The organism is Fodinisporobacter ferrooxydans, from assembly GCF_022818495.1.
In the GTDB taxonomy this organism is placed as follows: domain Bacteria; phylum Bacillota; class Bacilli; order Tumebacillales; family MYW30-H2; genus Fodinisporobacter; species Fodinisporobacter ferrooxydans.
In genome coordinates this window covers 1,866,655-1,891,587 of record NZ_CP089291.1, presented here as the reverse complement: position 1 = coordinate 1,891,587, position 24,933 = coordinate 1,866,655, and the positions used below count along the sequence as shown (strand labels likewise).

At 42.0% G+C, this 24,933-nt stretch carries 25 protein-coding genes; 9 read left to right on the top strand and 16 right to left on the bottom strand.

Annotated features, from left to right (window positions below; translation table 11 throughout):
* Window positions 1-8 precede the first annotated feature (8 nt).
* From LSG31_RS09110 to LSG31_RS09090, 5 genes are all read right to left on the bottom strand, one after another.
* The gene (locus LSG31_RS09110) at window positions 9-347 is read right to left on the bottom strand and encodes a hypothetical protein (RefSeq protein WP_347438975.1); all 339 of its coding nucleotides are present in this window, start codon (window positions 345-347) and stop codon (window positions 9-11) included.
* 290 nt (window positions 348-637) lie between these two features.
* Complete coding sequence (locus LSG31_RS09105; RefSeq protein WP_347438974.1) at window positions 638-862, bottom strand: SHOCT domain-containing protein; 225 nt, start codon at window positions 860-862, stop codon at window positions 638-640.
* Window positions 863-1,078: 216 nt separating this feature from the next.
* Window positions 1,079-2,275, bottom strand: a complete 1,197-nt coding sequence (locus tag LSG31_RS09100) for a multicopper oxidase family protein (protein ID WP_347438973.1) — start codon at window positions 2,273-2,275, stop codon at window positions 1,079-1,081.
* A gap of 85 nt (window positions 2,276-2,360) precedes the next feature.
* Entirely contained in the window at window positions 2,361-3,458 is a 1,098-nt protein-coding gene (locus LSG31_RS09095) for a sensor histidine kinase (protein ID WP_347438972.1), read from the bottom strand.
* Window positions 3,455-4,147 carry a response regulator transcription factor gene (locus tag LSG31_RS09090; RefSeq protein WP_347438971.1) on the bottom strand — a complete coding sequence of 231 codons (693 nt, stop codon included), beginning with the start codon at window positions 4,145-4,147 and terminating at the stop codon, window positions 3,455-3,457. Before LSG31_RS09090 ends, LSG31_RS09095 begins: the two co-directional genes overlap by 4 nt.
* Before the next feature lie 279 nt (window positions 4,148-4,426).
* Between LSG31_RS09090 and LSG31_RS09085 the strand changes: the two genes are divergently transcribed.
* On the top strand, window positions 4,427-6,079 hold the full coding sequence (locus LSG31_RS09085) for a multicopper oxidase family protein (RefSeq protein ID WP_347438970.1): 1,653 nt from the start codon (window positions 4,427-4,429) through the stop codon (window positions 6,077-6,079).
* A 113-nt stretch (window positions 6,080-6,192) separates the two neighbouring features.
* Here LSG31_RS09085 and LSG31_RS09080 read toward each other — a convergent pair whose 3' ends face one another.
* Window positions 6,193-7,062, bottom strand: coding sequence for a M56 family metallopeptidase (locus tag LSG31_RS09080; protein ID WP_347438969.1), 870 nt, complete (start codon window positions 7,060-7,062; stop codon window positions 6,193-6,195).
* A 171-nt stretch (window positions 7,063-7,233) separates the two neighbouring features.
* Between LSG31_RS09080 and LSG31_RS09075 the strand changes: the two genes are divergently transcribed.
* From LSG31_RS09075 to LSG31_RS09060, 4 genes are all read left to right on the top strand, one after another.
* The gene (locus LSG31_RS09075) at window positions 7,234-7,650 is read left to right on the top strand and encodes a BlaI/MecI/CopY family transcriptional regulator (RefSeq protein WP_347438968.1); all 417 of its coding nucleotides are present in this window, start codon (window positions 7,234-7,236) and stop codon (window positions 7,648-7,650) included.
* 181 nt (window positions 7,651-7,831) lie between these two features.
* Window positions 7,832-8,386, top strand: coding sequence for a TlpA family protein disulfide reductase (locus LSG31_RS09070; RefSeq protein ID WP_347438967.1), 555 nt, complete (start codon window positions 7,832-7,834; stop codon window positions 8,384-8,386).
* A gap of 40 nt (window positions 8,387-8,426) precedes the next feature.
* Window positions 8,427-9,206 (top strand): urease accessory protein UreH domain-containing protein, encoded by a 780-nt coding sequence (locus LSG31_RS09065; protein ID WP_347438966.1) that lies wholly within the window; start codon window positions 8,427-8,429, stop codon window positions 9,204-9,206.
* 34 nt (window positions 9,207-9,240) lie between these two features.
* The gene (locus tag LSG31_RS09060; RefSeq protein ID WP_347438965.1) at window positions 9,241-9,996 is read left to right on the top strand and encodes a prolipoprotein diacylglyceryl transferase; all 756 of its coding nucleotides are present in this window, start codon (window positions 9,241-9,243) and stop codon (window positions 9,994-9,996) included.
* Window positions 9,997-10,315: 319 nt separating this feature from the next.
* On the opposite strand, the gene LSG31_RS09055 is transcribed toward LSG31_RS09060, so the two are convergent.
* The 5 genes from LSG31_RS09055 to LSG31_RS09035 all read right to left on the bottom strand — a co-directional run bounded on the left by LSG31_RS09055 (window position 10,316) and on the right by LSG31_RS09035 (window position 12,969).
* Entirely contained in the window at window positions 10,316-10,966 is a 651-nt protein-coding gene (locus LSG31_RS09055; protein WP_347438964.1) for a methyltransferase family protein, read from the bottom strand.
* A 50-nt stretch (window positions 10,967-11,016) separates the two neighbouring features.
* Entirely contained in the window at window positions 11,017-11,205 is a 189-nt protein-coding gene (locus LSG31_RS09050) for a DUF2933 domain-containing protein (protein WP_347438963.1), read from the bottom strand.
* Window positions 11,206-11,258: 53 nt separating this feature from the next.
* Window positions 11,259-11,684, bottom strand: a complete 426-nt coding sequence (locus tag LSG31_RS09045) for a hypothetical protein (RefSeq protein WP_347438962.1) — start codon at window positions 11,682-11,684, stop codon at window positions 11,259-11,261.
* Window positions 11,685-11,855: 171 nt separating this feature from the next.
* Window positions 11,856-12,071, bottom strand: a complete 216-nt coding sequence (locus LSG31_RS09040) for a hypothetical protein (protein ID WP_347437617.1) — start codon at window positions 12,069-12,071, stop codon at window positions 11,856-11,858.
* A 232-nt stretch (window positions 12,072-12,303) separates the two neighbouring features.
* Complete coding sequence (locus LSG31_RS09035; protein ID WP_347438961.1) at window positions 12,304-12,969, bottom strand: response regulator transcription factor; 666 nt, start codon at window positions 12,967-12,969, stop codon at window positions 12,304-12,306.
* Between the two features lie 329 nt (window positions 12,970-13,298).
* Here LSG31_RS09035 and LSG31_RS09030 point away from each other — a divergent pair, with 329 nt between their 5' ends.
* The 4 genes from LSG31_RS09030 (at window position 13,299) to LSG31_RS09015 (ending at window position 17,762) form a co-directional block, all read left to right on the top strand.
* Window positions 13,299-14,561, top strand: a complete 1,263-nt coding sequence (locus LSG31_RS09030; protein ID WP_347438960.1) for a hypothetical protein — start codon at window positions 13,299-13,301, stop codon at window positions 14,559-14,561.
* Window positions 14,562-14,664: 103 nt separating this feature from the next.
* The gene (locus LSG31_RS09025; protein WP_347438959.1) at window positions 14,665-15,048 is read left to right on the top strand and encodes a hypothetical protein; all 384 of its coding nucleotides are present in this window, start codon (window positions 14,665-14,667) and stop codon (window positions 15,046-15,048) included.
* Window positions 15,049-15,672: 624 nt separating this feature from the next.
* Entirely contained in the window at window positions 15,673-16,704 is a 1,032-nt protein-coding gene (locus LSG31_RS09020) for an HD domain-containing phosphohydrolase (protein WP_347438958.1), read from the top strand.
* Window positions 16,705-16,973: 269 nt separating this feature from the next.
* On the top strand, window positions 16,974-17,762 hold the full coding sequence (locus LSG31_RS09015; RefSeq protein WP_347438957.1) for a beta-class carbonic anhydrase: 789 nt from the start codon (window positions 16,974-16,976) through the stop codon (window positions 17,760-17,762).
* 373 nt (window positions 17,763-18,135) lie between these two features.
* Here LSG31_RS09015 and LSG31_RS09010 read toward each other — a convergent pair whose 3' ends face one another.
* The 5 genes from LSG31_RS09010 to LSG31_RS08990 all read right to left on the bottom strand — a co-directional run bounded on the left by LSG31_RS09010 (window position 18,136) and on the right by LSG31_RS08990 (window position 24,930).
* Entirely contained in the window at window positions 18,136-19,320 is a 1,185-nt protein-coding gene (locus LSG31_RS09010; RefSeq protein WP_347438956.1) for a Ger(x)C family spore germination protein, read from the bottom strand.
* Window positions 19,321-19,327: 7 nt separating this feature from the next.
* Complete coding sequence (locus LSG31_RS09005) at window positions 19,328-20,428, bottom strand: GerAB/ArcD/ProY family transporter (RefSeq protein WP_347438955.1); 1,101 nt, start codon at window positions 20,426-20,428, stop codon at window positions 19,328-19,330.
* A gap of 4 nt (window positions 20,429-20,432) precedes the next feature.
* Window positions 20,433-21,890: a spore germination protein gene (locus LSG31_RS09000; RefSeq protein ID WP_347438954.1), complete on the bottom strand. Its 1,458-nt coding sequence runs from the start codon at window positions 21,888-21,890 to the stop codon at window positions 20,433-20,435.
* Window positions 21,891-22,303: 413 nt separating this feature from the next.
* Window positions 22,304-24,697 (bottom strand): heavy metal translocating P-type ATPase, encoded by a 2,394-nt coding sequence (locus LSG31_RS08995; RefSeq protein WP_347438953.1) that lies wholly within the window; start codon window positions 24,695-24,697, stop codon window positions 22,304-22,306.
* Entirely contained in the window at window positions 24,655-24,930 is a 276-nt protein-coding gene (locus LSG31_RS08990; protein ID WP_347438952.1) for a hypothetical protein, read from the bottom strand. The genes LSG31_RS08995 and LSG31_RS08990 overlap by 43 nt, the downstream gene beginning before the upstream one ends.
* Window positions 24,931-24,933 lie beyond the last annotated feature (3 nt).

Below are 24,933 nucleotides of genomic sequence, written 5' to 3'. Positions count from 1 at the left end.
TCCCTAAATTATGCATATACATCAATGCTATTACCAAGCAGTTTTGATACAGAGGGATTCAATCCTACTTGTTGGATCGACGCAGTTTGTGTGCCGTTGGCATATGCTTGGTTCATATTTTGATTCTTATCCATAGAAAGCTGATACGTATGTTGAACCAATCGTGGAGTATACGTTTGGAACGATATTTTCAAATTTGGTTTGGTCAATGTTGTATCTGATGATGGCAATTGTTTTTCAGGAGTATTCGAAGTAAGAACTGTAAAAAGATCGGTATGTTTGTTAAAGTTGTTATAATTGTAATAATTAAATCTTGCTATGCTTTGAATCCCTTCGGCAACAGCCATATCAATCGCCTCATTTCCGAATATGTCGGTCACTTTTCCACATGGATTCTTTTGATTATTTTCTTTTATTGTACAATAGATGTATGAAGAACTGATGAAGAAATATCAACTTTCACATTGAACAGACCACCTCCATATAATCTCAAGATCCAGAAGCTAATCACATCGAAACACCCTCGCTTCCTATGAGCAGGAGTGTTCCGATGCAATTACGTATGACTGTATTGACTGTTGATGATACGTTTACTCGAATGTCTAGATTACCCCAAAATACAGCCCCCTTAAGTCACTTATTTCCCTAAAATATTCTTCATACGTTTGTATTCTTCTTCTGAAATCTCACCTCTGGCAAAGCGCTCTTTCAAAATTGCCACGGATTGAAACTCTGCCTCGGCTTTATCGCTTTTTGTTCCTTTTATTATGAAATAAACAACGCCCACTATCAGAAGCAGTGGAAGTAACATCCAGATCCATCCCAATCCAAACCCGCCAAATCCATATCCATATCCACCCATCATGTCAATCACTCCTTTCTTACTCTCATAATAATCCCGAATTATGAAAATCTTATGTAGTTCCGTTGAAGAACTTCCTTATTAAGAGGTGGGGGCATTCTGATGAAAAGTGGATATTGGGACGAGTTCATCCTCCTTTCAAGAAAGATGATCGATTCCTTTTTTAGGTAAAAAAAAGAGGACATCGCTTCGATGTCCACCTGTTCATTCATAGATTTATTTGCTTGGCATATTCATGGTATTTGATGAAGAACCGGACATTTGCATCGTATCGGATGATTGATTCGTATTATTCATGTTGCTTGTAGTATCGCTTGCATTTGTTTTAGCCGTAAACGCCGGCGGCCATGGTGTGCCTTGATAGTGGAAAGCTGTTAGCATACCGCCATCCTTGCCATTCAAGCCAGCCGTATGATGCGGCAAATGGCAATGGAATACCCATGTACCCGGATTGTCTGCGGTAAATTCGATATCGTAGGTTTCTCCCGGTGCGATATTGATTGTGTTTGCCATATATTGCGCAGACACCGGCAATGGATTGCCGTCTTTTGCAACCACTTTAAAGTTGTGTCCGTGCAAATGCATAGGATGGCTCTGCATACTCAAGTTGGCCAATCTGACCAAAACTTTGTCCCCTTGTTTCACTTCCATTGGATCTGTCGAAGGAAACTGCTTCCCATTCAACGTAAACGTATTCCAACTCATACCTTCCGGGTTTACATCATATGTGCCTACTGGTACTTGTCCTTCACCAAATTGACTCATATCCATTCCATTGGCGGAACCTGGTTTTTGCAATTGCCATTCCTGCAGCAGAATCGAGTAGTCGCGGTTTACCGGTTTTCCGTTGACTGTATCGCCATTTTTCGGTAGAGAAATAAACATGCCATCCAATCCCATCATTTCATCTTTGGATGGCTGGTAATGGGAATGGTACATGAATGTACCGACCTGCTTTACCGTAAATTCATACGTAAAACTTTTGCCGGGCTCGATGACCGGACTGGGTTCCGCACCTGGAACACCATCCATGTTGTTCGGAACAATCAATCCATGCCAATGTACCGTTGTCGGCCCTGGCAACTTGTTGTCGACGACAACCTGTATTTTATCACCTTCATTAACGACAATGGTGGGACCAGGAGTACTCCCATTGTATCCCCAGGCATTGACGAACACTCCTTTTGACACTTCTTGTTTCACTTGTTCCGCCGTCAGATGAAAAACTTTCACACCGTTTTTCATTTCATATTTTGCTATGGGAACATTCGGTGTAACAGGATTGACGGATGCATCTGCACGCTGAGCGGAAAAGAAGGAACCTTTCCATATTCCCCATCCGGATCCGACCAACACCAGTACGACGACTGCCGTAATGAAAAATTTGAAATTCTTTTTCGTGATTCCTGACATTTGATAGCTCTCCTCCTAGTTTAACTAACTCGTGGTCATAGGATACCAGACAGTTATGTAGAACTTATGAGGAATGTAGCGATTCTCAAGTTATTTTTATTTTTTTTTTGTATTTCAGCAAACGAATAAACACATGCGTTCCCCTTCCAACTTCACTTGTGATCCAAATCGAACCATTATGCAGCTCTACCAGCTTCTTGCAGATGGCTAACCCGATTCCGGCTCCTCGATATTGCTGACTCCTCGATTTATCCACTCGATAAAACCGTTCAAATACATAAGGAATATCTTCGGAAGGGATTCCGATGCCGGTATCTGCGATTTGAATGACGATCGTATCTTCTTCCTCTTGCACTTGAATCCGGATGCTTCCACCAGGCGGGGTATACTTCAGCGCGTTTGCCAGTATATTTGTAAAAACCTGTATGATGCGCTCCCGATCGATCGTAACTTCGATCGATTCCTCTACACGAACGTTCCATTCAATCCCTTTTTGAACACATTCCACATGGATCCTATCAACACATTGAAGGATGATATCACTCAGGCTGTGCACTTGCAAATCCAGCACCAACTCGGGAGACTCAATAAATGACAACTGCTCCAAATCGCTTACCAAACCAATCAATCGTTCAATTTCCTCATAGCAGGAATGGATTCGTTCCGGCGTTGGTTCCCATATCCGATCCTCGAACGCTTCCATGTGGCCTTTCAGAGTGGCAAGGGGTGTCCGCAATTCATGCGCCACATCCGCTGTTAAATTCCTTCTTAATTCCTCTTGGGTTTGTAGTTGGGACGCAAGCTGATTCAGCGTGGTTGCCAATTTCGCCAATTCATCATTCCCTTGTATCGCGACACGGGAATGCAAATCGCCGTGACCGATTCGTTTGGCAACGCGTGTCATATCTTCAATCGGTCTGGTCATGCGTTTTGCCATATAGAAACTGACTGCGATTGCGAGTACCATAGCCCCGATCATCGTCAACAGGATCGACTGAATCAATGCTGTTTTCAAATGCAAGTCAAGCGGCACGATGTATTTGTGGAATGACGGCATTTGCATTTGATAAATCATAAAATGCCGATTGGTTTGCCAAATGATTAGGAGACTCGCGATGAGAACAATTATGAAAGTAATCCCGACAAGCGCCAGAAAGAGACGGGTACGCAATTTTGAAATCATACGTCCCCTCCCTGAAATTTATAACCAAAGCCAAAAACCGTGATCAAATACACTGGTTGTTTTGGATTGTCCTCAATTTTGTGGCGCAAATTTTTAATATGCTGGTCGATGACCCGAAGATCCCCCTCATATTCATGGCCAAGAGCGGTCTCCAACAATTCATTCCGATGAAATGTTCGCCCCGGATACCTTGCAAATGTCACAAGAAGCTTATACTCGATTGGTGTTACATTGATTGCCTCACCGTTTTTATATACTTCGTTGCGTACCGAGTCAATCATCAATTGGCCTTCTTGGAAAGAGATTCGTTCCGCAAGCAATTCATTCTCGGCAGAGCGACGCAATAGCGCCTTAACACGAGCGACCAATTCACGCGGGCTAAACGGTTTTACCACATAGTCATCCGCACCGATTGCCAATCCGTTGACCCGATCTTTTTCAGCAACTTTTGCGGTGAGCATGAGAATCGGAACGGGTGAAAGATTCCGAATTTTTTGGCATACCTCCTCACCCGATACATCCGGCAGCATTAAATCCAAAATTACCAGATCGATGTTGCGTTCTTTAAATTGACGCAGTGCTTCCGTACCCGATTCGGCTTGAAACACTTGATATCGTTCATGATTCAAATAGGATACGATGACTTCACGAATTTTCTCTTCATCATCCACGATTAAAATGGATTTCATGTCGAATCCTCCCTACTCTCCCCCACTATTTCTTTTATCACATGAAAGATCTGCGGAATTCAAACCCCCGTATATCCAATTGCAGCCAAATACCCTTGCTTGATCGTATCGTAACAAGAAATTGTGAAGAACTTATGAACCTTTTGGAAGTGTAAATGCCAAATTTTCCAGCATAGATTTTCAAGAACAATAAAAAATAAAAAGAAGTATCACGCAATTGGAACATATCGCTCCACATTTTTATCACACAGTTTCTTACCGGGCAGAAAGGCGGTTCCTATGACTAAAAATGCAAAGAGGATTTTCGTATATACACTTTCATTTGTGCTTGTACTTCTGCTTTTCGGTGGGGGATATGCCTTTTGGCAATACCAAAGTTCCAAAATGCCCCCTCAGCTTAATATGGGTGCCAAAGGGCCAGGTACAACACCCATTACGAACTTGGTGGAAACCAATTCGTACGCACCTGCCAAAACATTTAATCTGACAGCCAAAGTAGCAAAATTAAATTTGGGAAATGGAAAGACAATGGATGCCTGGACATATAACGGTACATCTCCCGGTCCAGAATTGCGCGTGACACAAGGGGATCGAATGGTCGTACATCTTACAAATCATCTACCCGCCGGAGTAACCATTCACTGGCATGGTGTAAACGTACCCGGTGCGGAAGATGGAATTGCCGGTGTCACCCAAAATGCTGTTCCGCCAAATGGCACATACACGTACTCATTTATCGCTTCTGAACCAGGCACCTATTGGTATCATTCCCATCAGGACAGTTCAAATGAAGTAGGGCGCGGATTGTATGGTGTGCTCGTTGTGGATCCTAAAACACCTACTGTCAAATTTGATAGAGACTATGTTGTTGCGCTTCATGAATGGAATACAACCGGGAGCACGAATGAAGGCATGGGCAGCATGAACATGTCGGGTATGAAGAATCCTTCAGGAAGGAATCCAGCTGCGGGAAGTCAATCGATGGGCGGCATGAACATGGGAACCACGGACAGGAATGGCTCATCCATGATGCCGACCAAAAATCAAATGAGTGCACTCACTGACATGATGTCAATGTATGATGTATTCACGGCAAATGGTACAAGTGAAGGGTTGCATTTTGATGCAAAACCGGGCGATCTCGTAAGATTGCGCCTGGTAAATGCGGGTAATATGACACATCTTCTTACTATACTTGGCGTTACGTTTCAAGTGATTTCCCTTGACGGCCATGATCTGACAAATGGCAACCCAATTGAAAAACAGTTATTGCCGATCGGTGCTGGCCAACGGTATGACATCCGTTTTCAAATGCCACAGCGCAGTAGCGTAAAATTGGTGGACGCGGATCCTTCGAATGATGAAAACAAAATGATTTCCGCAACATTTGGACAAGGCCAGCCAAGTAATGTAACAGGGAATCCGAAAGAGTATGCGTGGTTTGATTTCTCAAAATATGGTGAAAAACAAAAGGGAAAATTTACACCCGAGTCAAATTTCACGAAAACATACGATATGAATCTAGGTGCAGGCATGGGATACTTTGAAGGCAAGAACCAAATGGTGTACACCATTAATGGAAAAGTGTTTCCAAATATCCCTACCCTTCAAGTAAAAAAAGGAGATACAGTAAAAATCACATTTACCAATCAAAGCAATTTCATTCATCCCATGCACCTGCACGGTCATACATTCCAGGTACTTTCACGAAATGGAAATCCGCTTGCAGGAAGCCCCATTTATCTCGACACAGTCAATGTATTACCTGGTGAAACGTACGATGTAGCGTTTGAAGCTGACAATCCAGGGTTATGGATGATTCATTGCCATGATCTTCATCATGCAGCGGCAGGGATGGATACGATGCTGACGTACAAAGGAATTTCAACTCCCTATTCAATCGGAGGCAAAACTGGCAATCAGCCTGAATAATATCATGCGTTGTTGGGGCTGTTCCAAAAGTCGCTTGACTACTTGAGGGAGCAGCCTCTCTATGCATAGTTGAATGGTATTCCGATTTTGCTTTTAATCAGAAACCTAAAACATTATACACAACCGGTTCCAAATACATAAAAAAACAAAACAACTAGTATTAGCAGTAAATACGTTTTATGTCTTTTTGCGAAAAAGAGAGATTCCTCTGCTTCATGTCCTAATACATTCCGTATTCGAATATTGATCCTGTCATCAAAACCGTTTACACCATAGGGTCTTTGCCGATTTGTCTGATTCATATGAATGATTTTTACCAAAGCAGATCCTAGCGGCTCCATCCGCTTCATGATTCGGATCGCATACTGATCCGCCAGCAACTCCTTGTACATGAGATAGTTTGATCCAAGCTGCTGAACCGTCGGCACAAAGAACAACACGTGCATAATGATCTTTGCGACAAAGACTTTCCACGTATCGTGGTATTTGATATGTGCTTGTTCATGCAACAAAACCGCTTCCAATTCCGCCTGGGACAAGTGATTGAGAAATCCTTTTGAAATATAAATGTTGGGGCGAATAAATCCATAACAGAATGCAAATACTGCATCATCATTTATAATACAAAGAGAATGAAGTCCTTGATGGGATCTCACGATGGTTTTCGCATGCAAGGGCATTTCCATACATTCATAGTTCTGAAGCGAGGAATAAAAACGATATTCTTTTACAATCACGGAAATCAATCGAATGGTCATGATGCCACATATCCCACAAACAGGAATTCCAAGTAGAATACTCCACCATATCCCATGTGTTCCAATCGTTGTACAAAACCTTATCCATCTTTGCAGGAGATTGATGGGATCATTCAAAAAAACATGTATAATAAGTCCGCTCATAATGAAAACGAGCAAGAGAAAACTCATGACAATCCTTGCAAATGCTTGATTTCCCAACTTTAAAAGAGTTTTTTCATCCATACTTTATGAGTTCTCCTAAGTGCTTATTTTATCGCATATCTCGCCACCTCCATCATATATCTCTTTCTTTTCGTTTGCTATTCTTAAAAATGGAAACCAGCTTCATTCTCAATTTGTTTATTGACAGTTCCTCTTCGATACGCGACAATTTGCACTATGGAGGGGATGAAAATGGCAAGAAGAAAAGATGCACGTTCCTTTCATTTGAATGCCGAAGGAATTGAACGCGTGTTAGGACCGTTAGAGACGGAAATTATGCATATATTTTGGAAAAACGGCGAATTACCCATACGAGATGTCCAGGATCTCCTTTTGGAAAAACGTGAGATTTCATTCAATACAGTTATGACAATCATCCATCGCCTTGCGGAAAAAGGACTTTTGCAAAAAAAAGATAGAAACAAATCATCCCCCTATATCCCTACCAAAACCAAGGAATCATTCCTTGCGGAAATATCCCATGATGTAACAAGCGTTCTTATAAAGGATTTCGGGAAATTCGCCGTTTCACAGTTTGTTGATATTTTGTATGAAGTGGATCCTTCATTACTTCGGGAACTGGAAAAACGTATTGAGAAATATAAATAAAAAGTCAAAATAGAAATCAATTAGAAATAGGTTCTGCTACTTCTTCAGGGATGCAGAGCCTTTTCTTTCCATACGAATCATTGAGTTTTACGAGAGTCGTCAAAGATTTGTAAATTGACAAGTAGTGCCACGAACCGTATCATTGAAAATATTACTACAATTTGTAGTGGGGGTTTGAATCATGAAGAAATTGATTCGATTTGGCATCCCGATTCTTGTTTTATTCATCATGGTTGCAGGCATTGTATACAACAACCAGAGCCAGAAAAAATCGACGGAACAAACGGTTAGTAAAGGTATTCCTTCACTTCCCCAGGAAAATTATTTAGCGCCGGATTTCACCTTGAAAACCATAGACGGTAAAACCGTAACGTTACGTCAATTGCGCGGAAAGCCTGTATTCATAAACATTTGGAATTCCTGGTGCCCTCCGTGTAAAGCAGAAATGCCGGATGTCGTAAAAGAATATGACAAATACAAAGACAAGATTCAGTTTTACGGAATCAATCTGACGACAAACAACGATAGTGTAGCAGGTGCAAAAGACTTCATTAACCGTTTCCATGTGACATTCCCAACATTAATGGACACAGATGGAAAAGTGGGCGTTCAATATCAAATTGTTGGAGTGCCAACCAGCTTATTTATTAATGACAAAGGAGTGATCGTGGCTCGTATTACAGGTGCGATGGATGTCCCGACAATGGAAGCCAATTTCCAAAAACTGATCAAATAATCAAAGGATCGAGTTGCAATCATCCTGGAGGTACCTGTTCATGAATACAATACAACAGTTCGTAGTTCAATGGTATTCCGAGATCTCGCAAATTTCAAATGTTTTTTCGGAACCGATCAATCACATTCGACTCTACATACATCTGCCGATCCTAGTTGCATTCCTGCTTGGTTTAATCGGCGCATTTGCGCCATGTCAACTGACAACCAATATAAGCGCTCTTGCTTTTGTCTCCAGAAAACTTCATTCTGACCGAATCTACAAGCAAACCATAGCTTTTATATTCGGAAAGCTGATCATGTACACCCTAATGGGTGGAAGCATCATATTCATCGGCTTAAAGGTTGCTCAGTTTAATTCCACCAGTCACTTTATTTTAATCGTTCGAAAACTGCTGGGTCCCTTAATGATCGTTATGGGTTTGTATCTTTTGGGATTGTTTCGTTCACGCCTGCAAATTGGCCAGTCCCTGAGCGAACGTTTCAAAAACAAAATACGAATACAAGAAGGAACTGTCGGTTCCTTTTTGCTTGGCATTGTGTTTTCTCTCGCTTTTTGCCCGACACTGTTTCTATTGTTCTTTGGAACTCTGATTCCGCTTGGCATGAGTTCTTCCGGAGGAGTTGTCTTTCCCGCCATTTTTGCTTTCGGAACGACATTCCCGTTATTATTGCTGACGGTTCTCTTCGCTTCCAGTGCAGAATTGGTGAAACATCATTTAAAACGGCTTCGGCACCTGAACTCGGTCATCTCAAAAGTTGCGGCTGTCATTCTGATCTTTGCTGGGCTCAATGATACATTTCTATATTGGTTCTTATAACTGCCAACTATCATATGAAAAGAGGTGAAAATCAATGTTAGCATTGCTTGGAGGCATCAAACTCGGGCCTTTCTTACTGAAATACAGCTGGATCGGAGCCGCTTTAGGTTTTTTTATCGCGTCATTTCATATTCGTCGTTTTTCCGTTCAGGACAGTCAGGAAAGCAAAATCTTACAGAACAAAGTGCTAGATATGTATTGGAATGGTGTTGTCATCTGGCTTCTTGCTTTTAAAATGGCGAAAGTAGTGGTCGCACCTGCTGCCTTTTTTCAAAATCCCATTCTTGAATTTTTTAGTACACCTGCTCCAAATGCCGATGTCGTCGCATGGATCGTTGTACTGATATATTTTATCTATAAAAGATACCGCCTCAAGATCTCCATATTCCAGATGACCGATATTCTCTCGCCTGCTTTTGTACTCGGCTTTGGAGTCTATGAATTGTTGGCGTTGCAATTGGGAACTGCCACCCAAGTACCTTGGGGCATTCATGTCGGACAAAACGGTTATCACCCGGTCAATTTCTATATTGCCATATGTTTGTTGCTGGCATATTGGATCATCATTCGCAGGAAAGATACAATACGAATCGGCTCACGTACTGCCCAATCTTTGATCGCTTTCGGCTTTTCTTGGCAATTGTCGACGTATTTCCTGGTTCCTGGTCAGCTCTATTTTGGTTTAACGAAAGCTCAATGGCTCTATTTGGCCATTCTTGTGATTGGAATTTTACTTTTCTATCAAACCACAATGTTTTCAAAAACACAGATCGATACAAAGAACGATTGAATGCACAGATTGTGTACGTAAAAACATAGATGGAGCAATGCGACCGTTTCCTTGCTCCATCTTCTGTTGTTCAACTTAAAATGATCCTTGAGCAAGAATAAAAAGGTTCTTCACCGTTTGAAATGGCTAGAAGCTGTCGATCCTGATTATTAGATACTAAAAGCGATCTGATTTCTACTTTATATATTTAAGAGGAATGACTTCCTTTAGTCGTCCCTTTTCCGATTTGCGATGCGGCTGTGCTGCCATGTGCAAGTTTGGACAAAACACCCCTTTTTAGAAACTGTTTAGAAACGTTTTTCAATTATTGCCTAAAAGCCTAAACCTCTTGCCTTATCCTAGGGGATCGCATCTTGGGAACAAATCTGGGTACTTTTTTCATATACTGAATGTATTCGTCCCCAAATGTGTCGATCATAACTTTCTCTTCTTTCTTTGCCAGCTTTGTATACATAACCAATAACATGGGAGCCATGAGTAATGTGATGATTGTCGGCCATTGGACAAGAAACCCGACAATCATTAGAGCAAAACCGCTATACTGCGGATGGCGCATGAACCGGTATATTCCGCTTGTCACGAATTGGCCGTTTCCGGAATGGATCCTTCTCCAACCGATGGAGATGATAATTAACCCACTTAAAATCAGCAAATTGCTCAGAGGGTGCAATATATTGAATACAATCGGCGAACCACCCGCCAAAGCTACCCACAAATGTCCATTTGCATGGGAAAACGGATCAAGTACAGGATACCTTTTGCCTAAAATGGATGTAAGGATGTAGATTGTCAGGGGAAACCCAAACATTTCACTAAACAATGCCACCAGAAATGCCGTGAAAACTCCCAAAGTCCTCCAGTCCCTTTTAGTTTGTGGTTTGAATGCCGTGTAAGCAAATACAGTAAAAATAACGATGTTGAAAAGAACAGCCGTCCACAATCCATACTCATATTGATTCACACCATGCATGTTATCTTCCCCCTAAATCAAGTCCAGCGGACATCCTTTATGTGAAGGCTTCAATGTTTATGTCCGGAAGGGTGGTCTTGACCATTGTCATCTCCCCCGTGATGATTATGACCAAACAAGTGCATGAGTGGACAAAGAAAAAACAATCCATACAAAAGCCAACTCCAACTTCCAAATACAACAAGCGCAATCATCCCCAGAAGAAGGGCAATGATCAAAAGATACGCGCGATTCGACATGACAATCTCCTCATTTCTGTAGAAAATGGTTGCCCGATCCCTGACTCACTCCGTTAATTGCCCATATGATGGCTCGCATGATCCACTGTCGCATTCGGAGACATCGGGACCGATGAAGGTGTTCCTGTAAACTGTGAAAACGATGTAACGACGACAATGATGGAAATCAAAGAAGAAATCAAATATACCCATGCTGCCGGCCGGTTGGTGATTCGTTTTCTCCATGCGACGAATAGCATCCAAAAAGAGATGATGAGAGAAAGGATCATGAATCCGGTTCGAATCGCTGGCGGCATCGATATCAAACTCGCACCCAAGCTGGTGAGGCCAAAAGCGATCAACAATGTGTGCAGCCAATGGTGGGAGGATGCGATAAATGCAAATAAGATAGACAAAATCGAGCCTCGAATCCCTTTCCCCTTTTTTGTTTTTCCGTGTTGGTCCATTGCATGGCCATGAATTGCATTGCCTCGTTCCATTGTTTTTTCCTCCCCTGTCTTTGCCATCCATTACTTTTTGCTATAAAAAATCCAAAACGGTAAAATATAATCCATTACCTTTTATCTCGTTGTTTTTAATCATACCCTCAACTTGTGAAGATCTTGAGTAGAACTTCTGAACAATTATGAAGAAGAGTCTATCTTTTACATTTACCCGGAAGGTTCCTTATGCCCGTCACTTTTCAATAAAGAAGCCAAAAGCAATTCCAAACGCAATAACTCGTCTTCCACGATCTTTAACTCATCCTGTACCAAATGTATTTTGCTGTGTTGAAATAAAAGCAACCGTATAGCCAGCAAAGAATTTCGCACTTCATTCACCTGAGACCGGGAAATGATATGGGAAAGGGATTGATTTTCTTCCATTTAACCGATCACTCCAGATACAAGAACTTCAATGACTCAGTAGGCATCATTGCGGCATATTACCTGTTTGCGTGCAAAAACCATGTCGCGTACTTGAGAAAAGAAAGAGGCAAACAGTTGCCCCTTTCACCATCGGTTTCTGCCTATTTTTCAGAATGCAAACCTTTTGCTTTGTTCAATACTTACTGTATGGTTGTCAAAATCGAATTCGATTTGCCGGAAACAGGATCAATCAAATAATATGTTGACGAATGGCATACTCAATTGCTTCATAGCGATTCAAGCAATTGAACTTTTTCAAAATTTTGCTGATATGAAAACTGACTGTACTTTTTGAGATTTGCAGTATACGGGCAATTTCCCAAGTCGATTTTTTTGCGAAAATCAGACGTAAAATCTCCAATTCCCGTTGTGTCAACTTCATGTTCATCCATTTGGAACTATCTTTCTTTTTGTACTCCACGAGAATTTTCTTTAACAAGGGACCTGGCAAAACACATTCCCCTTTTCTGATGCGTTCTATCAGGTCCAGTAGTTTGGCAGATGTCATGAGCCGCAAATAATAGCCGTATACACCCATGCGCATCGCTTGAATCAATACTTGATCTTTATTGCTCAAAACCAAGATTCGAAGATTGGAATGTTCGCTCTTCATCGCTTGGATCATTTCCTTCTGAAAACATGACAGATTGCGAATCGCCATCAACACCACATCCGGCAAACATTCCCGGCATTTTGTCACCACTTCCTGATCATTCACTACATTTGCAACAATTTTACACGTATCCGATTGTAAGCATGGATCCTTTTGCAAGTGAAGAAAATGAACATCCCGAGTCAATGACATCGAATCACCTGCAACCAATATCCGAATCCCATCACAATTGTATCCGTTCATATCTCATTCATTTCTCCCAATCAAATTTGTTTTCTTTACATAGTACTATACGTATGTAGTGTATGTACGACAATAGTCTGGACGTACTAATTTATCGCTTGTGACTACTACCGCCCCCTGCCATTTATACTTTCCGGCATAAAAAAGAAGGAATCGAAGAAATGATTCCTTCCTGCGAAAATACGACTTATCATTAAATTCTACGAAATGATAAAAAGAATATGAAGCAAACCTTAAATGAAAATAAGAGTAGCTTCATAGTAAAATTTTCAAAATATCGATTATAATCATTACATAGAATATGAACCATACATATGAGGGTGTTAACTATGGATACAACAGACTGCATGAAACTGATCATGGATTACCGGAATGATCCGGAATCTGTTTACAACACTTGGTTTTTAAACAACCCTGATCGATTAAAAGCGTTTCGTACCATCAAGAACGGTTTGGTACAAGTAATTTCTGATATCGAATCCCGGCAATTTGGAAATGATTTTAAAGGTTCCAGTTTGGAAATTGTGATTACAGCTATTTCTGAACAAAAACAAATCTTTGAAGGAGCCGCACATGCTTTCTTCTGGAAACCCAAACTTCGTATCCCCGATATCTACGAAAATGATGAAAATCAACTGGCTTTTGGACGATTTCTGAAAGCATGTTCTAGTACGACAAATGAGAAACAATTGCTAGAAGAAGTATTGAAATTGGACCAATGCAAAATCAAAGGCCTGGGACCGGCTGTGGCTAATATTTTATATTTTTTGCATCCCACACTCTTTCCTCCATTCAATACGACGATTGCGAATGGCTTTCATACGTTCTTTCAGCAAAAGATCAAATTGGGTTCATGGAAAGCTTATCTTGACATGCGTGAAGGCATATTAGACTTTAATGAACAAAATCGAGCGCAATTTTCCAAAGATTTAGGAGCGCTTGCCGGACTTCTCTTTGAAATCGGCATGCAAAGATATGTTATCCCGTCAAATGCAAATAAAGTCATTCAATTGGAGCAGGAAAAACAAGAAAAACAGAAAAAGAATCATAAGAAACGACATTTGGAAATTGAAGAAGATCTTCTTGAACAACAGGCGCATAGTGAAATGCAGTACCACTTGGCAAGGCTTGGCGAATCTCTTGGATATAACGTGTGGATCGCCCAAAATGACCATAAGAGAGAATGGGCCGGAAAAAAATTAGGCGAGTTTTCTTTGCCGTCTTTGCGTTTGCCAAACATTCCAAAACCTGCCCATGATACGATTTCTTTGATTGATGTACTTTGGCTGGATTCTTCCAATCGAATCATCAGCGCTTTCGAAGTAGAAAAAAGCACATCTATTTATTCTGGAATTTTGCGGCTTCATGATTTAAGCCTTTCTCTTGAACATGACGTATACCATCTATATTTAGTGGCTCCAGATAAACGGGAAAAGGAAATAAAGGCACAGTTATTGCGCCCTTCTTTTCAACAAAATAACTCCATAAAAATCTTTTACATTTTATTTTCTGATTTGCGCTGTGATTGTGATGCCATGTGCAAGTTTGGACAAAACATGACCGTATTGGAAAAAATCGCAAAGGTTGTTTAAATGGCAGGCGCTCCTGCCTTCATAACTTCCTCATAATCTCCACACTATTTCTTCATTTTTTCCAGCTATCCTAAAGACAAACAAATAAGGAGGCGTTACATGTATGAAAAAATTAATGATTGGCTTGGTTGCGGCAGGATTGATTACGGGACTTGGAACAGCAGCATATGCAGAAACACCCCCATCGAACGATTCTATTCAGAACAATGCGATGCAGCAGTTCAGTCCAGAGCCCGTTACACAAAATGCTCCAACCGGTCCGGGAGCAACGAATGCGTTTCCGTCATTTGAACAAATGTTGCCGTATATGAAACAAATGCATCCGAACATTACCGATCAACAATTCAAAGCTATGTATGCTGCGATGCAATCCATGATGAACGGCTCCAACGGCCAAATGATGGGCGGGAATTATGGGCAGAACGGTTCAGGCGGCATGATGGGGAATTGGACGCCGCAAACACCGCAAGTACCAAACAGCAAGTAATTGCGTAGTCTCATTCCTTCCACAGAAAAGTCAATAACAAACCGACTGACAAACGTGTTTTTATAGAATGGACCAAAACTTCTTCCGTGATCGGATTTATGGAGGAGGTTTTTTGGATATGAGTAAACATATCACCTAGTATTCGAAACACCGGCAATGGAATCATAGGCAAGTACAAAACATCCTTATTTTATAGCGATGGACGATACTCATGTTTTTAAATCGTACAAAATTTCTATAATCCAGTCTTCACGCGTTTGTTCGAGCCGTTTTCGTTCGATTTCTGACCACCGTTTTTTTACGGATGACAAGTACTCAGGTGCATCTATTACCTCCGCAAGGATACGAAATACCATTCGTAATTGTCCATTCTTTAAACGACCTCGCGATAATTATGTGATGAACAACGTGAAAATTTCTTCACAAAGAATGGAAAATCATCTAAAATAAAGTTGAAAGTAATAAGATAATGAACGTAATGTAGCATGACCTTCATGTGGGTACTTGGGATCACTTGCGGAAAGTTTCGCAATTGATAGTTTGGGTACTGTTTTTGTACGGCAAAACTATTTTTAACTTTTAAAATTCGAGTACAGATCATCTATGTCGAAATGAGGAACTCTAATGAGCATATTGCAAGAGAGTTTAGAACTTTTAATAGAACCACTTTTACAGTCCAAAACGGCAGTTCTAATTGCGGATGAAAACAGAGATGTTCTCGAAGTAAACCATGCTTGGGAAGAACTCATAGGGATTTCGAGAGAAAACATTATTGGTCAAAATACTCGATTGCTTAAGACCGAATATACAAATCCGTCTATATATTGTGGATTATTGGAATCTATAGAAAATTTTATACCATGGCAAAGTGTGGTGATTGACTTTAACAAGCGTACGAAAACTCCCGTTCCGATTTGTTTAAGTATTTTCAGTTACAGGAATCAAACAACTGGGAGATCCATTTATATTGCAACAAGTACCCCCATCGAATCGCTGGACGTACTATTTTCCTTAAACATTGATGCCTCCAAAACGTTGGAATCTAGATTAGTCATGCTTATGACCAAAATTGCAGAATGGGGAGATCCCGTCATTGAAAAACATATTGAAAACGTGTATCAAAACTCCAGATGGATTGCTCAATTGGCGGCAAAAGCCAATTTGATCGAGGCGGAACAAATCGAAGATCTGGCATTGGCAAGTACTCTGCATGATATAGGTAAAATTCAGGTTGCAAAACAGATTTTATTTAAGCCTGACAAACTTACTCCAGGCGAACATGCTCATATGCGAGAACATGCCCCAACCGGTAGTGAACTCATTGACTGGGTCTATAAACAGATTTCCCCGCTCTTTTCATATCGAACAAAAATGTTTAAACTTGCTTCCGAGGCAGCCAGAAGCCATCATGAGTGGTGGAACGGCAAAGGATACCCGGATGGGTTGGCAGGTGAAAATATACCAATCGCAGCCCGTATTACGGCACTTGCAGATGTTATTGATGCTTTGCAAAGCGAACGACCCTATAAAAAAAGTTGGTCGTTACAGGACATAAAGAAGTATATAATAGAAAGAAGCGCCACACAATTTGATCCACAATTGGTGGGATTAGTACGAGACTATTGGGAATCTGCCCCATTTTATGTTTCTACCTGATACGTATCGGGAAGAATTAGCTACTCTGTACGAGAGTGGTTATCCCCATGGTTGACTGCCAACGAGAAAAAAAACCAGAATATCGAATTACCCCCGTTTATTTGGACATACCTTCAAAATTAAGAGAAAAAACTAATAATGCAATTCGTATTCTTTCTCCCTATACGCTAAGAAATATGATTTTGGTTTTCAGTAGCAAAATTGAAGATACATTCATAGCCTAGAAGCAACAGTGGGCAACTTAATTCTAAATCAAGGTTTTCAAGAAGGTGAAAACATTGTACCCGTATTGGGAATATCCCTATCTGGTGTATTTAAATCATATTCATCTGCCTGTATATCCAAATCAATATGAAAAATCAAACGATTATCAAGACATGTTAAATCTTGAAAGACCAAAAAATGAAAAAGATTTGAACTCTATCTACACATATCAAGAAGTAAATAAAACGGTGTTACAACGAGAAGAATGGGCCCTGCGAAGGCAAAAAGAATTACCTAACAATCGCCGTTTATTCGTACTTACATGTATGGACGAACGTGTTCCGATTGAACAGACTTTAGGATTACAAACTGGTGATGCTCACATTTATCGAAATGCAGGTGGTGTCGTGACAGATGATGTAATTCGATCTGCCGCTTTATCCTGTAACTTTTTCGGTTCACATGAAATAATCGTAGTAACTCATACAGAATGTGGAATGATGAGCCATTTTTTCCATAGTGGTGCCGATATCATTCTGAAGAATTTAGAATTTCATCTGGGATCAAAGATTGATCTTGACTCAATACTATTGGATCCATCGATGCACGAACTTGAATTAAAGGGAGATATTCATTCGTTCTTTGTTAAATGGATTCGAATGTTCGATGATGCGGATAATGCGTGCTTAGCACAAGTAGAAATGCTACGAAATCACCCATTGATCCGGAAGGATATCCCCATACATGGATATGTTTATGAAGTGGAATCGGATGTATTACGATTCCCACATCATCGTGTGGCAGATAAAGTGAATACAGCTCGCGAAATGTTTTCCAAAGGAGTATGGAAATAGCCTAATGATAAAGAATCATTGAAACATGTTCTATAATTTAACACTCAAACGGCCCGCTTGTTCCTTGACTAAACGAGCTGTTTGAGTTCAAATAGGACAGCTGGCTGGTAATATGACCTAACAAGCCGTTCGAATATTATTCATTATTTTGTTACATGATTGATTCACAATTTTTCTTTGATCCATTGATTCAATTTTAATAAAAATTCTTATTTTAGAAATGAATCATATTGACTATTTATATAGTTATTTAAGACTATAAATTGCTTGGATTCTGCTAAAGTCCAAGGTCGAATGTCTCATCGATCTTGTAATTGCTACCGTCGTAGAATTCATAGGACTTCCGAAAGGAACGTTTATCGAGATATCTTTTTTACTGCAAAGTTTGATACGTTTCGCCTGTGTCTCGTATGGTTGTATCAACCTCAACCCGAATTGGAATATCGGGGAAAACTTTTTCATCCCATTTGCCGGATAACTGCTTCCATAACGTTGGATATTCCATTCTTACTCGTTCCCCCAATGTAAACACATCAGCTTTAAATAATTGAGCCTTGCTAACAGAGGCTTTGGCCATTTTTTTAACTTCCTTGTTCACGGTTTCTGTCATTTCTACTTTCGTTTCCTCATATCCCTGACGCGGATCAAGTTTAAGATTCTTTAATTCACTGATGCGAAAGATGTCTTTTATTTGAATCACGATTTCTTTTATCTGTTTGCCTTGGACATGGACTTTAATTTGAGTACGGTTTGGCAGTGACTCCACACCGATCATTCCTCCATGGTAAGAAACACTGAACCCATGATGCCGGATTTGTTCCATGATCCACATATATCCCAATGCGGCTTTTCCATCCATCCAGCCTTTTAACTTCCAATCAGATAGAACAGCCATTCCCTTTAAGCGAAAAGCATCCCCTTTCTGGGAAGATGGATTTTCTGAATCTCCTGTCTGTATTCCAGGTATCACAAGCGTTCCGGAATTAAAGGAAATGGTTTGCAGCACCTGATTCAATCGGATGGGTCTGATCCAAGTATGCAATGAACTGTAGACTGCCGTCTTTCGCAGTGCTTCGGCAGGATAAGGGGTTAGATTGGCTGTTTTTTTTAGCAATTGTTCCGCTGTCAGACCACGTGCAATATAAATATCTGCCGTTTCCATAAATTCTGTACTGCGAGTCAGCGCATCAATCAAATTCTCCATTCCGCCGCGGACAATATCTTCACCGATCACAATAGCGCCAAGATGTCCCACGAAATAGTGTCCGGGATTATAACGATTGGCTTGGTGAAGAGCTTCTGGTATGGTTTTTCCGCGGGCGACCAAGATACGGACCGGTTTCTCTGCGGTGCTTCCTTTTGCGGCTCCTGATGGAATACCGCCTGGATTGAGTATTTGAGCGGTAATCACATAATTGTCCTTTTGTTTGTCGAACCCTAAAAGTGAAATAGTCGCAAGATCTTCAGGTTGAATAATATGCCAACATCCAGAAAGACAAATCGATACAAAAAATAGAAATACTGACAACTTTACGAAATAATATCCAGATTTATTCATGCTGAGATCAGGTCTTTGCCCTCCTTTTATAAAACTGCATGGCAAAAAAATATGCACACAACGTAAGGATCAATAATATGGGAGCGGCTAAATGACCGAAATAACGAATAATAAACTTTCTTAAATCGATAGGATTATCGAATAATACAGAAGCAACAACTATACTGAACACTGTTAAACCAAGTGCGATAAAGCGATAACCCTTGAGCCGAAACATATCCTGACACCCCAGGGAAGCCGCATGCAAAAAAACAGACAACTTGATGGTAATTACGGAGACCAAGAAGGGTACCATAAGAACTTGTAAATGACTAAGATAAGTGCTGTACCGGATCTCTTTACTAAGATGCAGAAGCGGAAAAATAATGTTGCCTCCTCGACTTCCCCCAAAAAAGGCAAGAAGACCTACCGTAATAAGAAATAAGATGATTCCATTGAAGAGCATGCCAAGTATTATCGCACGAAAAATTCGATCCTGTAACTGAATATGAGGCAAAAAAATCCCTATTATTAATCCTTCCGTAAAAAACGCAGAAGGAGTAATGGCCGAGATTAAAATTTCTTTTCTAATTTCGGGGAAAGGAGGCCAAAGAAAACTCCAGTTCATCCAGGGTGTGGCTGAAATCAGAATGATAGCGATGATACCGATGGATCCCGGAAGTAAGATTTGACTTGTCCGGGCAATGACTTCCAATCCAGAAGCACTAAGGTAAAACGAAAGAATCCCTCCCATCACCATGAGAAGCTCAATAGGAATATCCCCGAAAGCGAACGCCCATTCCGCCATTTCTCCAAATTCCCTAAAAACTGCAACTAGGATTACCATCAATGCGCCTAGATAAACCAAACAAAACAGTTCACCAATCCACCGCCCGAATACTGTAACAAAAATTTGAGTGATCCGTTGTGAGGGGAACTTTTTATAGACGGCAATGGAGAACCAACCAATGCCCACTCCCCAGAGTGTTGCTATAATGACTACCCATCCGGCATCCTTGCCATTTACCCGTAGAAGATCACTGGGAACCATCAAAATGATTGTTGGGAAAATGGTCATCATTAACAGAGAAGTTAATTGAGCCGGAGAGATTTGGTCAAAGGTTCGCATTCTGTCATCCTTCCCTTTTCTTTAACTTTTTACGGCCATAGGAAGAAGCGCCATCCATTCGCCAGCGGGGAAATCGTAAAATGGTGTCCTTCACATTCTTTCCCTGCCACGGTCCCAATGGAGTTAAATAGGGGATCCCAAACGAGCGGATACCTACCAAATGGATCAAAATAACCATTAAATACCAAGTTACTCCTACCAAACCGAGTACGGTGGAAAATGCCATCATGGGGAACCGCATCAGACGTATCGATAATCCCATATAATAGGCAGGAATAGCAAAAGAAGCCAACGTTGTCAGGGCAACAACAACCACCACAGGAGCCGAAATCAACCCGGCAGATACAGCAGCTTCGCCAATGACCAACGTACCGACAATCGTTACAGACTGGCCGAGAGGTCCTGGCATTCGCAATCCCGCCTCTCTAACGATTTCCATTAAACTTTCCATCAACAAAATTTCCAGCGCAATCGGAAAGGGCATACCCGTTCTTGCTTTAGCCAATGTTACTCCTAAAAACGGTGGAATCATCCCATGGTGAATTGTCGTCAATGCAATAAAAATTGACGGTAAGGAAAACGCAAGAAATAGAGCGAGAAAGCGGAGCCAACGAATAGCGGTAGCTGCATAAGGCAGTATATATTGATCTTCAGTCGCCATTAAAAAATGGGCAAATATAGTAGGTGCCAATAGACAGGTGGGAGAACCATCTACCATGATTGCGATTCGCCCTTCTATAATGCTTGCGGCCATCTTGTCAGGACGTTCGGTATATTCAATGGTCGGAAAAGGAGACCATCGAAAATCACTAATGATTTCCTCAATATAAGAGGCATCAATCAGGGCTTCAATATGGATCCCCTGCAGTCTTTGACGAACCTCCTTCAACACACCTTCTTTCACCGAATCTTTCACATAAAACATAACGACTTTGGTGGGTAATTTGGTGCCCAATTGAGGTTCTTCAATACGTAAATTTTGGTATTGCAGCCGCTGACGAACTAGGGTCATATTTGTAGACAAATTCTCAGTAAAACAGTCTTTTGGTCCTCGTACCGCTTTTTCATTTTCTGGTTCTGTTATGGATCTTTTTTCTCCTTTTTTTAACTGAATGCGCCAGCTTGCGGTTTGCTCAATATACAACAAAACATACCCTTGAAGAATGGAAGAAACTATTTGTTCAACGAAATTATTTGTTTCTTCAACCTGTGCAGACGTTATAATATTCTGAAACCCAGGAAACGGTTGGGAAGCATCATACCAGAATGATGCTAATTGAGTTAAGGGCCGAATCACTTCATTCGCGATCCGTTCCTCATTAACAAGACTTGAACAATATAGAACGCTCCCTTTTCTCGTTTGCTCCTGTCCTACGTATAGAACAATTTCCCTGACTTCCAAATCCGGAGGGTTTCCCAAGCATACTTTAATCCGCTTGATTTGGTCTTGAATGTAATCCATGTCCCAACCCAATGATTGAACTATTATGATCGACCACCTCCCCAAATAACCTTCTTGACATTTTTGAAGGTATAAGCCTATATGAATGAATTAATTTTTGCTCTAGGTCATTCCATAATTTTTCAGGAATAACAGTTTTAAGATTTCCTTGAGTAGTGAAATTATGCATGTATTTACATAAATGATTTCCTCAAAAAACGCATGGTTTTAATGTGATATCAGGCTCTAGAATTCTTATGCACTTTTCCCCAAGTAATTCCTTGTAGATCCAAGTACTCTAAGTTGCCAAGTTCATTCAATCATTAAAAAAAGTCAGTTCTCCAAAATTCAAGGATAACCGACTTTTTTGTGCCGTCTTTAAACGTTCATACTTTCAAAATTACATTTTAAACAGACAATCTCCCACGTGGTTCCTAAAGGTTGGCTGCCCCAGTTTTCCCGCCAAGCCGTATACGTTTTAACAGAAGCGTATTGGAAACTACGCTAACCGAACTTAGTGCCATAGCCGCACCTGCAATAATTGGATTCAAAATGGCCGCGGCTGCAAGCGGAACCCCGAGAACGTTGTAAATAAACGCCCAGAAAAGATTTTGTCGGATTTTCCGCATCGTCGCTTTGGACAGGCGGATTGCGTCGACTACTCCTTGTGTATGACCGTGCATCAAGGCAATATCTGCCGCTTCCAGCGCCACGTCTGCACCTGTTCCCATGGCAATGCCGACATCAGCCGCTGCAAGCGCCGGCGCGTCGTTGATGCCATCGCCGACCATTGCTACCGTTTTGCCCTGCTTTCTGAGTTCTTCGACTTTTTCCGCCTTATTGCCGGGAAGCACGCCTGCGATCACATTGTCAATCCCGACTTGGCGGGCAACCGCTTTTGCCGTTCGTTCGTTGTCGCCAGTGATCATCCACACTTCGATTCCCATTTCTTTCAGTTGTCTGACCGTGTTTTGGGAATCCGCTTTAACCCTGTCAGCGATCGCGATTATGCCAAGCAATTGTCGATCGGAAGCGACCATCACAGCCGTCTTCCCGGCGCTTTCAAATTCGGACAGAACCTCGTCCGGGAACGTTTGAATGCCTGTCTCGGACAGCCAGCGGCGATTCCCAATACGGATCATCCGACCTCCCGCCAATCCTTCGATCCCTTTGCCCGGAAGCGCCTGTATATCAGTGGCCGTCTCATATACCATCCCTTGCTCTTTCACTTGCTTGACAACCGCAGCACCTAGCGGGTGCTCACTTTGTTCTTCGAGCGCCGCCGCCAGCTTCAACAACACTTGTTCCGATACGCCATCGACCGTCCAGACATCAGTCACTTGTGGTTTTCCGGCTGTAATCGTACCCGTTTTGTCAAAGATGACCGCATGTACCTTATGTGCACGCTCAAGGTGTTCACCGCCTTTGATCAAAATCCCTGACTCTGCTCCTAAACCTGTGCCGACCATGATCGCTGTCGGTGTCGCAAGACCAAGCGCGCAGGGACAAGCGATGACGAGCACCGCTACGGCTGCAATGATTGCCGTCGACCAGCCTCCGAAGATCCCCCATGCAATGAAAGTCACCAATGCGATCAAAAGCACAATCGGTACGAAGATTCCGGAAATCTGATCGGCAAGGCGCTGCACAGGCGCTTTCGATCCTTGCGCCTGGTCGACCAGACGGATAATTTGGGCAAGCGCCGTTTCGGATCCGACTTTGGTCACTTCCATCGCAAATGCTCTTGTCTGGTTCACCGACGCTCCAACTACCGGATCCCCCGATTCTTTCGTTACTGGCATCGACTCACCTGTCAGGAACGATTCATCCACGGCTGTGCTGCCTTCGATGATGACACCATCGGTGGGAACTTTTTCGCCGGGGCGTACCCGGACTATATCCCCCACCAGCAAATCTTCGACCGGAAGATCCGTTTCCACCCCATCCCGCAGCACGTGCGCCACTTTCGCTCTAAGCTTGACCAGTGCTTCAATGGCAGAACTGGATTTTGCCTTGGCTCGGGTTTCCAACAGCTTTCCCATGAAAATCAGCGTTACGATCGTTGCAGATGTATCAAAATACGTATCCACGCTTCCCGTCAACCATAAATAGACGCTGTAGAGGAAAGCGACAGACGTTCCCAACGCCACCAATACGTCCATATTTGCTGATCCGCCGCGAACCGCATGATATGCGCCTTTATAAAACCGCCCGCCCACATACAACTGAATGGGCGTGGCGAGGAGAAAACTCGCCCAGACAGGAAGTATCAATGCACCGCCTGCCATTTGGTAAAGCAATTGAATCACAAGCGGCAAGTTCAGAATAATGGAAAACCACAAAATTCGTATATCCCGTTTATACTCCCTTTGTTTCCGCAATTTTTCTTCCTCCGCCGCCGACGGGGAGGCCAGCTTTGCGCCATACCCGGCATTTTCGATCGCCTTGATGAGATCCGATTCTTGGATAATGCCCGGAATAAAGGAAATGCGAGCTTTTTCGGATGCAAGATTCACATGTACTGATTTGACGGCATCCAGTTTTCCGACGGCCTTTTCAATTCTGGCGGCACAGGTAGCGCAAGTCATGCCAATCACGTTACATTCAGCCTCCCGACCCGGGACGCTGTAACCGGTTTTCTCGATCCGTTCCACGACGTCTTTCCAGGAAGTCTGCGGATCGAGCACAACCCTTGCCCGTTCGGAAGCCAGGTTTACATTCACTTCTTTTACGCCCGGAAGTTTTGCCACGTTCTTTTCGATCCGGGACGCGCACGAAGCACAAGTCATTCCTTCCACAGGCAATGTGATTTCCGCAACATTTGCCATCGTTTCACCCCCAATTGGATGATGGGCACCAACCGGTCGGCAAACGCGCGGCCAACCGGTTGGTGCCCATCGGAACTTCGAGATGGAATGCGCTTATTCGGGTTTCTCGGCTTTCTCAGTCGTTTTCGTTTGCTCTTGTCGGTCATGCGCGCGGCCATGTTCGGTTTTGTGTTCGTTTTGGCAGCAGTCATGGTTGTGTTCATGTGCGTGTTGATGATTGTGATGGGAATCATGTG